The organism is Chitinophaga sp. (assembly GCF_036569125.1).
GTDB lineage: Bacteria > Bacteroidota > Bacteroidia > Chitinophagales > Chitinophagaceae > Chitinophaga.
On sequence record NZ_DATCRF010000673.1, the window covers coordinates 1 to 10,789 of the forward strand.

10 protein-coding genes are annotated in these 10,789 nt (G+C 47.3%); 5 read left to right on the forward strand and 5 right to left on the reverse strand.

The features are described 5' to 3' along the window. The 3 genes from carB to VIM87_RS24970 form a co-directional block, all read right to left on the reverse strand. Positions 1-2,093, reverse strand: a 2,093-nt coding sequence (gene carB, locus VIM87_RS24960) for a carbamoyl-phosphate synthase large subunit (protein ID WP_331999623.1), incomplete at its 3' end; no start/stop codon positions are given. Positions 2,094-2,348: 255 nt separating this feature from the next. Next, positions 2,349-3,569, reverse strand: coding sequence for an MFS transporter (locus tag VIM87_RS24965; protein WP_331999624.1), 1,221 nt, complete (start codon positions 3,567-3,569; stop codon positions 2,349-2,351). A 72-nt stretch (positions 3,570-3,641) separates the two neighbouring features. Continuing rightward, entirely contained in the window at positions 3,642-4,388 is a 747-nt protein-coding gene (locus tag VIM87_RS24970; protein WP_331999625.1) for a DeoR/GlpR family DNA-binding transcription regulator, read from the reverse strand. Positions 4,389-4,492: 104 nt separating this feature from the next. Here VIM87_RS24970 and VIM87_RS24975 point away from each other — a divergent pair, with 104 nt between their 5' ends. Beyond that, entirely contained in the window at positions 4,493-5,011 is a 519-nt protein-coding gene (locus VIM87_RS24975; RefSeq protein WP_331999626.1) for a 5' nucleotidase, NT5C type, read from the forward strand. Positions 5,012-5,017: 6 nt separating this feature from the next. On the opposite strand, the gene VIM87_RS24980 is transcribed toward VIM87_RS24975, so the two are convergent. Continuing rightward, the gene (locus tag VIM87_RS24980; RefSeq protein WP_331999627.1) at positions 5,018-5,551 is read right to left on the reverse strand and encodes a hypothetical protein; all 534 of its coding nucleotides are present in this window, start codon (positions 5,549-5,551) and stop codon (positions 5,018-5,020) included. Positions 5,552-5,765: 214 nt separating this feature from the next. Continuing rightward, positions 5,766-6,392 carry a helix-turn-helix transcriptional regulator gene (locus VIM87_RS24985; RefSeq protein ID WP_331999628.1) on the reverse strand — a complete coding sequence of 209 codons (627 nt, stop codon included), beginning with the start codon at positions 6,390-6,392 and terminating at the stop codon, positions 5,766-5,768. Positions 6,393-6,826: 434 nt separating this feature from the next. Here VIM87_RS24985 and VIM87_RS24990 point away from each other — a divergent pair, with 434 nt between their 5' ends. The 4 genes from VIM87_RS24990 to VIM87_RS25005 all read left to right on the forward strand — a co-directional run. Beyond that, positions 6,827-7,117, forward strand: coding sequence for a hypothetical protein (locus VIM87_RS24990; protein WP_089907278.1), 291 nt, complete (start codon positions 6,827-6,829; stop codon positions 7,115-7,117). 467 nt (positions 7,118-7,584) lie between these two features. After that, positions 7,585-8,739: a hypothetical protein gene (locus VIM87_RS24995; protein WP_331999629.1), complete on the forward strand. Its 1,155-nt coding sequence runs from the start codon at positions 7,585-7,587 to the stop codon at positions 8,737-8,739. Positions 8,740-8,838: 99 nt separating this feature from the next. Next, a complete protein-coding gene (locus VIM87_RS25000; protein ID WP_331999630.1) occupies positions 8,839-9,375 on the forward strand; it encodes a hypothetical protein in 537 nt (178 codons plus the stop codon). Between the two features lie 150 nt (positions 9,376-9,525). Then, on the forward strand, positions 9,526-10,789 hold a 1,264-nt coding region (locus tag VIM87_RS25005; protein ID WP_331999631.1), incomplete at its 3' end, for an AMP-binding protein.

A 10,789-nucleotide genomic window follows, 5' to 3' on the forward strand; every position in this document is an offset into this window, starting at 1 on the left:
GCATCATCTGTACTGTAAGCGGTGCCGTAGTTAGGGTAAGGAATGCCCAGATCTTTCAGCAGGTCGGAGAAGCGGCCGCGGTCTTCCGCAATATCCATATTGTCAAAAGAGGTACCGATAATGCGGATGCCCTTTTCTTCCAGGCGCCGGGCCAGCTTTAACGCGGTTTGGCCGCCCAGCTGCACAATCACGCCTTCCGGTTTTTCCAGCTCTATGATCTCCCACAGGTGCTCCCAGAACACCGGCTCAAAGTACAGCTTGTTGGCCATGTCAAAATCAGTTGACACGGTTTCCGGGTTACAGTTCACCATAATGGCATCGTACCCGCATTCCTGTATGGCCTGCAGGCCGTGTGTGCAGCAGTAGTCAAACTCAATGCCCTGGCCAATCCTGTTAGGACCGGAGCCCAGTACGATCACCTTTTTCTTTTCAGAGGGAATGCTTTCGTTCTGTGTATCGAAAGTGGAGTAGAAGTAAGGTGTTTTTGCTTCAAATTCCGCAGCGCAGGTATCCACCATTTTATAAGTACGGCGAATGCCAAGGCCTTTACGTTTTTCGTACACCTCTTCTTCCTCGCAATTACCAAACAGGGAGGCCAGCTGCTTATCAGAGAAGCCCATTTGTTTGGCTTCGCGCAGCAGCTCTGCCGTTACGGATTCCAGGTCGTGCTCCTGAAGCTGTTTTTCCAGGTTCACAATATCATTGATCTGGTGCAGGAACCAGCGGTCAATTAAGGTAAGCTGCTGAATGGTTTTTACAGATACGCCTTCCATCAGCGCATCTTTAATACGGAAAATGCGGTCCCAGGTAGGGGTTTTCAGCCTTTCCAGCAGCTGCTCGCTCTTCATAAGCGATTTGCCATAGTAGCCTAAGCCAATGGCTTCATTTTCCAGGCTCTGGCAGGCCTTCTGTATAGCTTCGGGGAAGGTACGGCCTATGGCCATTACCTCACCTACTGATTTCATTTGCAGGCCCAGGGTTTCATCGGCGCCTTTAAATTTATCAAAGTTCCAGCGCGGCACCTTTACGATCACATAATCCAGGGCAGGCTCAAAGCAGGCGGAGGTATTGCCGGTGATCTGGTTGTTCAGCTCATCCAGCGTATAGCCAATGGCCAGCTTGGCGGCTACTTTGGCAATGGGATATCCCGTGGCTTTGGAGGCCAGGGCCGATGAACGGCTTACACGCGGGTTAATTTCTATGGCGATCAGCTCCTCATTTTCCGGGTTCAGGGCAAACTGCACGTTACAGCCGCCGGAAAAGTTACCCAGGTTGCGCATCATCAGCATGGCTTTGTTACGCATGTCCTGGAAGGCAGTATCACTCAGCGTCATGGCGGGTGCTACGGTAATGGAGTCGCCGGTGTGTACGCCCATGGGGTCCAGGTTCTCTACCGTACAAATGATCACCACGTTATCGTTATTATCGCGCAGCAGCTCCAGCTCAAACTCTTTCCAGCCCAGCACAGCTTTCTCTACCAGCACTTCATGTATGGGAGAGGCCTGCAGGCCGCGGTTCAGCGCCTCGTCCAGGTCCTCTTTACTATGCACAAAACCACCACCGGTACCACCTAAGGTAAAAGAGGGGCGTATTACCAGCGGAAAGCCTATTTCCTGCGCAAACTCCTTCCCTTCCAGGTAAGAGTTGGCAGTACGGGCCGGGGCCACCGGTATATTCAGCTCTATCATGTACTGGCGGAACAGCTCACGGTCTTCCGCTTTATTAATGGCTTTAATATCCACCCCAATAAGGCGCACATTATATTTTTCCCATACGCCCAGCTCATCGGCCTCTTTACAGAGGTTCAGCGCTGTTTGTCCACCCATGGTTGGCAGTACGGCATCTATCTGGTTTTCTTCCAGTATCTGCTCTATACTTTCCACGGTCAGCGGCAACAGGTATACCCTGTCGGCCATCATGGGATCAGTCATAATAGTGGCCGGATTAGAGTTGATCAGGATCACTCTGATACCTTCTTCCCGTAAGGAACGGGCAGCCTGTGAACCGGAATAGTCAAATTCGCACGCCTGACCAATAATAATGGGTCCAGAACCGATAATAAGAACAGATTTGATAGATGAGTCTTTTGGCATTTGTATAATCTATTGAAAATGAAAAACCCTACTGATCTTCATGCCATGTGATGGACAAAAAAAATCGTGCAAAATTAAGGGTTTCAAAGAATTAGAAGGAATTAATTTTTCAGGAAACATTATTATAATTATTAATGTAAATGCTGTACCTTTGTTCCAGCACACGAAAAGAAGTTAGATAACTATCCTGTTTTTAGTCAAAAAAGTCCCGGTAACACTTTACCGGGACTTTTACATTTATAACATGCCTCTCCGTTAATCAGCTGTTTTAATGCGGCTGCCCATAACGGCAATACAAGCCCCCATCACTGCAATAATAGAAAAGGAAATGACTAAGCTGGATGCCTGCGCAACAAAACCTATCAGCGGCGGGCCCATTAAAAAGCCCAGGTAACCTACGGTGGATACAGTGGCCAGCGCCACGCCCGGTTCGGCCTTTTTAGACTTGCCGGCAGCGCTGTATACCAGCGGCACTACAGAGGATACGCCGGCGCCTACCAGCAAAAAGCCCAAAACACCGGTAACAAAATAAGGCAGCGCCACTGCTATCAATAAGCCGGATGCGGTTAGGATACCGCTTAGCTGCAATACCTTGCGGTGTCCCATGCGGGTGGTAAGCCAGTCAGCCACAAAGCGGAAAGACGCCATGGTGCACATGAAGGCAGAAAGGCCTATACCAGCCCTGCCGTCCGGCGCAAGGATCACTTTTTTAAAGTATACCACACTCCAGTCGAACATAGTGCCTTCGCAGATCATGGAACAAAAGGCAATCACCCCCAATACCCGTAAAGCCATCACAAGGGACCATAAGCCGCGCAGCTTAACCTGCGTTTTTAATACCCACAGCCTTATTTTTTTGATGGTGCTTAGCTGCGGCTGCCCTTCCACTGAAGGAAGCCGTTTGGGCTTTTCTCTTACCGCGGTATGCGCTACGGTATATTTAGCGCTTACCGCCACTATTACTACCGCAATGCTGGTAATGAGCAGAAAATGCTGGTAGGGCGCTATGCCCTGCCCGGCCATGAAAGCGCCTATGGAAGCGCCGGTAAAACCGGCCAGGCTCCATAACCCGTGAAAAGAGGCCATAATGGTACGGCCATACAAAGCTTCCACCGCTACTGCCTGGGTGTTTACTGCAATGTTGGCCATGTTACCGGCAAAGCCAAACAACATTAGAATGCAGAACAATTGCCAGGGCGCCTGGGCCAGGCCCAGTGTGGGCAATATGATGGCATAACAAATGGCGGCCACCATCAGTACATGCCGGCTGCCAAAGCGTGCTATCATATAACCGGCTACCGGCATAGACAATACGGAGCCAATGGGTAAAGCCAGCAGCGCGGTACCCAGGCCGCCGTCGCTCATATGCAGCGACTGCTGAATGGCGGCAATACGGGAGCCCCAGCTGGCAAAGCATAATCCTGTCAGGAAAAACAGGGAACTAACGGCTATACGGGTGGCTCTTTTTTGCGGCATGACTTCAATTGATAATGACTGCAACATTTTTAATTATTTTATAGGATAGGAACATTAAATCAGGACAGATCTTTAAATCACTTTAATACCCAGGTTCAGGTAGGGCTGCATTACCTCTTCATTCACCCGGTCGGTTATAATTGTATCCAATTCTGTTATATCACATACTTTGAATGGCTCGGCGGTGCCCATTTTATCTATAGTGGCCAATGCCATTACGCGGCTGCCGGAGCGGATCATGCTGTGCTTCACCTCTGCCTCGCCCAGGTCAATGCCCGTGATGCCGGCTGTGGGGTGCAGGCTGCAAACACCCAGGAAGCAAATATCAGCCCTAACCTTTTCCAGCATACGGATGGTATCCAGCCCGGAGGTTACCTGGGAGCTTTTGAAAACACGCCCGCCGGTAAGGATCACCTCTGTGGAGGGATGCTCCATAAGCTGCATGGCAATGGGTACGCTGTTGGTAATAACGGTAAGGCGCAAATTGGCCGGGAACATTTTCACCAGGGTGTAGGTAGAGGTGCCTCCATCCATGATAATAGTTTGCCCGTCGTGCAGGAAGGATAAGGCTTTGCCGGCGATCGTGCGTTTATCATCCTCATGAATGCCGATACGCTCTTTAAAGCTGTAGGGATGCGGAGAGTGGGGAATAGCGCCGCCCCTCACCTTAATAAGCAAGCCGCTCTGCGCCAGCGATTCCAGGTCGCGGCGTACCGTATCTTCAGATACCTGCAGATCGTTACTGAGCTCTGTTTGCAGTACCTTATTATCTGCCTGCAGCTTTTTAAGAATATAATCCAGGCGCTCTTCCTTCAACATACTTGCTATTTTCTGCAATATTATGAAATTATTTGCGATAATTTAATAGCACATTCATTGCATAGCTCGAAAATAGCGCATATATTTGCAGAAAACAGCAAAATATGGCAAGAATTGCAATTGATATGGATGGGGTAATGGCAGACAGCACACAGCAGTATATTAACTGGTACGCAGATCGTTACGGTGTTACCGTCGCCAAGGAAAGCCTGCTGGGCAAACCTGAAACCATGGGTTTTCCGCTGGATGGGGTGGTAAGGCAGTTCCTGTATGAGCCCAATTTTTTCCGCACCAAGCCGGTAATAGCCGGGTCGCAGGAAGTAATTAAAGCCTTACAGGAAAAACACGAGGTGTTCATTGTATCTGCGGCTATGGAGTTTCCCTTATCCCTGGCAGAGAAGCTGGCCTGGCTGGAGGAACATTTTCCTTTTATCAGCTGGCATAACATTGTGTTTTGTGGTCATAAGCACATTGTTGCTGCCGATTACCTGATCGATGACCATGTGAAGAACCTGAGCACTTTTAAAGGAGAGCCGCTGATGTTCACTGCGCCGCATAATGTAAATGTGCAGGAATTTAAGCGGGTGAATACCTGGGAAGAGGTTGGGGCGTTGCTGTTGTAAAAGGGGTTACACGCCCCTGCTATCTTCCGGAAATTCCATTTCTTTATAGAGTATGCCGGCCCTGTTTATTTCGGACATACCGTAAGGGTATGCTCCCCCATCATTTACATAACCTGCTTTTACAGGTGCATTGAACATTTTTCCCTGGAATGCCTCATACTGTTTGCGGGATGATACCTGGTGTGATTCTGTTTTAGACCAGAATACCTCCTCACCCTTATGATCCCTGTTCACAAAGATCTCATACCATGCGCGCCTGTCTTCGTCCTTATCTGTGGCCAGGCTTTTACAAATATCGCGGGCGGTATTATGTTTAAATTCCTCCAGCCAATCATGGTAGGATGTTTTCATGACTTCAATGAGCAGCAATAGCTGGTCGGGCAATAAGGTATAATACCTGGTAATGATCTGGTTTGCCTGGTGGCTGGCATTTAGCCGTTGGGCAAGCAAGCCGGCGTACCGGGGTCTTGTTAATAGATTGGGGCCCCCGATCACGGACATGGATACATACCAGACCTCCGGAATTTTTGGGTTAGTCATGCGTAAGCTGATTAAACTTTTACTTTACTGATATTTTTCACAACAGGGCGATACAAATATAAACAAAAATGATTCATACGAAAAAATCCGATTGATTTGATCTTGATAAAATCTATATCAGAATAGGGATTACTATAAAATCAATCAAAAACGAATTTGCGCAGGAATATCAACTTTTTATCTTCCTGATTACATTATTATCGTTAAGGGGCGGTCAGACTTTTTTGGAGCGTACCTGTTTGCGGAGCTGTACGATATCTTTCTTAAACGTATCCATGGTTTCTTTTAAGGCATTATGTTGTTTGAGGAGCTGGTTATATTCTTCGAGGAGCTTATAATATTTTTCGCGCAGGGCCAGCATTTCTTCAGAATCTGCTATGCGGCTGTCTTCAACGGCGTTGGGGTGCAGGAAAGCGGTTTCGGTTATTTCCAGCGCTTTGGTTACGGTTTCCAGCTCCAGCGGATCGAATACGGCTTTATCGAACAGGTTGTACATGGTTCTGCGGCTCATATCCAGGCGGCGTGCCAGCTTACTTTTGTTTAAGCCTTTTTCTTCTATGAGCTCTGTAAAGCGTTGTCCGTGATGGGCGATGGTAGGCACCTGCCCTTTACCTGCTTTCGGTACTACTTTATTATTCCAGTTGTAAAATTCATCACTGCTGATCCCTATGAGGGTGCAAAAGCGCTCCAGGGTGGATCTTTTCATATCGCTTTTACGCAGGTGGTAATGTGCTATCTGGTTTGTGAAGCCCGCCATACGGGCAAAGTCAACAATTTTTATTTTCCGCTGCTTCAGTATTTGTTTTAAGCGCTGGCCCATGTGGATTAACCCTAGCTGCATCTTACATCAAATTTTTCGGTTTTCGTTTGGTGTCAGTTTTTCATATTATAACATTATTACAATATAAATTATTTCTGTTGCTTTTGGCGAATTAAAATTTCATTTTGATCCTTATCATGCCATTATACAACTGTCAGACCACAACGAGCACGATTTAGCAGGGGTTTTACCTTAAAGAAATTTTACAAGAGGGGTGAGAATGATATCGTCATTAATTATCCACAAAATGAAGGTATGCAGCCTGGAACCCGCCGGGGTAAAGGCTTAGCTGCAGATGGGCGATTTGATAAATTAGTCAATAAAAAATGGTTCATTTAAAATCATTATCAATATATTTGCTGATATAAAAGCAGGCAATTATTGATTATCCTAACTAATTATCAACGCTAACACCAAACAGTTTTTTTGATAGCAACGTATTAAACCTCCGAACCATGAAGAAATTAGTGCCGCACACACCGGTGCCTGTGAACATGCTGCAGGATATTCATGCGAACCTCATTAACTTCCCCATCCGCTTCCGGGAAAAGGTTTGTGAAGAATGTTCCTGGAGCATCCCTACTTTTTACCGTAAAATGCGGGGAGTGGATAAGCCTGCCGAAGGGGATAAAAAGATGATCCCCGCATTAAGTAATGCTGAGAAAGAAAAAATTATGGCGGTGCTGGATGAAGCATTCCAGGAGCTGCATACCTACAGTGAGCAATACCGTAAAAAACCACGTTAAGCATTTATTGTTTTAGCTATTTCCCGGGAACATTTAAGATGTAGGTGACTATGTTATCCTGTGCGTTCATAAATGACAGCACTGGGATTAATATATGTTACTGTATTACCTGTATTAGAATGTGCTTATAAACCGCTGCCCTGGATTTAATATGCAGGCTGGTATCTTATCCTGTATTGGAAATGCGTTCTCAAAACGATATCCTGGGATTTATGTGTAGGCCAGTATCTAATCCTATTGGAAACGACAGCTCCGGAACCAGGGTCTTTTCCTGTATTGGAAATGCATCTTAAAAACAGCAGTCCTGAATTTGCGCAGGCCAGTATCTTTTCCTTTATTGGAAATATGCTCATAAACGGTATCCTGGATCTAGTGTGCAGGCTAGCGCCTTTTCAAGGAACATTCTTTCTTCAACTAAAGTTTTAGTATTTAAAACTAAATACTTAGTTTTATGAAAAGATGTACCTATGCATGCACGTTATTACCTGCTGTTGTTACTGCTAAACCTGGGCCTTTCCAGCACCTATGCGCAGCAGGCGCCGGAAATAGACCAGGCAGTAGTAGTGAGCTACTTCCAGGACCAGCAATATGAACCTGCTATCCAATACCTGCAAAGCCGTATACAGCCTGATAATATTAAACAGCTGGCATTATTGGGCTATGCTTATTACCAGGCAGGTAAGTGGCCGGAAACAATTCAAACATATCAGCAAATACTGCATTTAGACAGTGCATATATACCAGCCTACCAATACCTGGGTAGTATTTATATGCAGCAGGAGCAGGCCAGGCTGGCTATTCCGCATTACCGCAAACTGGCAGCCCTGCAACCACAGGCGCAAACCTATAAGCAGCTGAGCTTTGCCCTGTTTGCCGCCCGGGAAGCCGATAGTGGTTTTGTGTACCTGCAGCAGGCATATGCCCTGAACCCGTTTGACAGTAAGGTAGTGGCGCGCATGGCAGAAGAATGGCTGGACCGGCAGCGGTACAATGCGGCTGACAGTGTGCTGCAGCCCTACCTGGCTAAAGATTCCCTGCAAACTACGGTGATCATACCGGCGGTGAAAACAGCCTATTTCCGGAAAGATTATGCGCAGGCCATTATGCTGGGGCAGCGGCTCATGCGGCAACAGGTTGTTTCCGTTGCTGCATACACCTTTGTGGCGGCTGCCTGCTATAATCTGAAGCGCTACCAGGAATGCATATACGTAAATGATTTTCTGACGCAGATGAATATGTCAACCGAAGCTATTATGTATTATGCGGCTATGGCCTGTACACAGCTAAAGGATTATACCCGCAGCAATACCCTGCTGCAAACCTGCATTGACCTGGCAAAATCCAAAAGCCTGGATGATTATTACAGCGCCATGAGCGTGAACTATGAAGAGCAGCATGTATTCAGGAAAGCTACGGCCTGCCTGGATACTGCGTACTACCTGTTCCACGCACCACTGCGGCAGTATAGCATAGGGCGCATTTATGACTATCATCTGCAAAACCTGGCCGCGGCACAGCGGTATTATAAACGTTATCTGTTACTGGCACGGAGTAAGGAGGAGGACCCGGCTATTTCCAGGTATGTAACACAGCGGTTAGCGGAAATAGAGGGCGGAAAATAAGAAAGCAATATGTAAATAATATAGCACTTACTAGTCATATGATTGTCGGGGACTGCCAGTATCTTTGCACAGGTTTCCACAAGAGTACTATCAACTTATATGAAGAAATTTTACGGCGGCTTATCCCTGATTGCCTTTATTGTTATGTTATCCGCGCTGCAGGTGAGCGTAGTATCCTGTACCAAAGAATCTGTTGACACTGTTACAGTAATACAGAAAGATACTGTTATCCGGAAGGACACCATCATTCAGAAAGATACCACGGTGAATATGCAGATCATTACTGCCAATCCCTGGAAGATACAGGAGATCCGTGGGGTGAAGGGGACCAATAAAACCATCTACTACCTGCGGGGCGCTACCGGTAATACAGACAACTTTGATAATGAGTACATTGTTTTCAACACCGATAAAACAGGTACATACACAGATAATAACGGCGGTAAAAGTAACCTCACCTGGGACTTTGCCACCGCAGATAGCAGCCGGATCGTTTACACGGTGAGTTTCCCCGGCAACCCTGTTACCCTTAACTGGAGTAACCTGAGCTTTAAAGACGGCCGCCTGAAATATGAAGAATATTATACCAATGCAGGCGTAAACGTACATTCTTACGGCATTAGAATCCCTAAATAGATCCCTATACCCAACTTTAACCAGTACAAAATGCCTCCTTCCAGGGGGCATTTGTTTTTTTTAAATAATCTGTAGCTGCTGGGAGAAATGGAGAAAAGAAAATAAATTTACCCTCCGTTATGACCAACGTAAATACAAAATAAAGCAGCTATGGCCTCTTACCCGTATCAGATCAAGAATTTTGAAGAATACCAGCACGCCTATAACCAAAGCGTTGTAGACCCCGAAGGTTTTTGGGGTAATGTGGCCGAACATTTTTTATGGCGTAAGAAATGGGATAAGGTGCTGGAATGGAATTTCAAAGACCCTGATATAAAGTGGTTCCAGGGTGGTAAGATGAATATCACTGAAAACTGCCTGGACCGCCACCTGGCTACCCTGGGCAATACGCCTGCCATAATATGGGAGCCTAATGATCCGGAAGAACGCCACCGCATACTTACCTACCGCGAGCTGTATAATAAGGTATGCCAGTTTGCCAACGTGCTGAAAAACAATGGCGTTAAAAAAGGCGACCGTGTTTGTATCTACATGGGTATGATCCCCGAGCTGGCCATAGCGGTGCTGGCCTGCGCCCGTATAGGCGCCGTACACTCCGTAGTGTTTGGCGGTTTCAGCGCCCAGTCCATTGCCGACCGTATACAGGATGCCCAGTGTAACCTGGTAATTACCTGCGACGGCGCTTTCCGCGGCAATAAAGATATTCCGCTGAAATCCGTAATAGACGATGCCCTGATGGCCTGCCCCAGCGTAAAAAAAGTAATTGTATGTACCCGTACCCGCACCCCCATCAGCATGCTGAAAGGCCGCGATGTGTGGTGGGAAGATGAAATAAAACAGGTAGAGACCCTGGGCAACCCACCCTGCTCTGCCGAAGAAATGGATGCGGAAGATATGCTGTTCATCCTGTACACCTCCGGCAGCACCGGTAAACCCAAGGGCGTGGTGCATACCTGCGCCGGGTACATGGTGTACACCAACTACACGTTCGTAAATACTTTCCAGTACAAACCCGGCGAAGTATTTTTCTGTACGGCAGATATTGGCTGGATCACAGGGCACAGCTACATCCTCTACGGTCCGTTAAGCGCCGGCGCCACTACCCTGCTGTTCGAGGGCGTGCCTACCTGGCCGGATGCCGGGCGCCTGTGGGATATTACCGATAAGTTCCGGGTTGATACTTTGTACACTGCCCCTACGGCTATACGTAGCTTAATGGGCTTTGGCTTAGGACCCGTAAATCATAAAGACCTGAGCTCCCTGAAAAAACTGGGCAGCGTAGGCGAACCGATTAATGAAGAGGCCTGGCATTGGTTTAAAGACCATATTGGCAAAGGCAAATGCCCGATTGCCGATACCTGGTGGCAAACAGAAACCGGCGGGCATATGATCACACCCATTGCAGGCATTACCC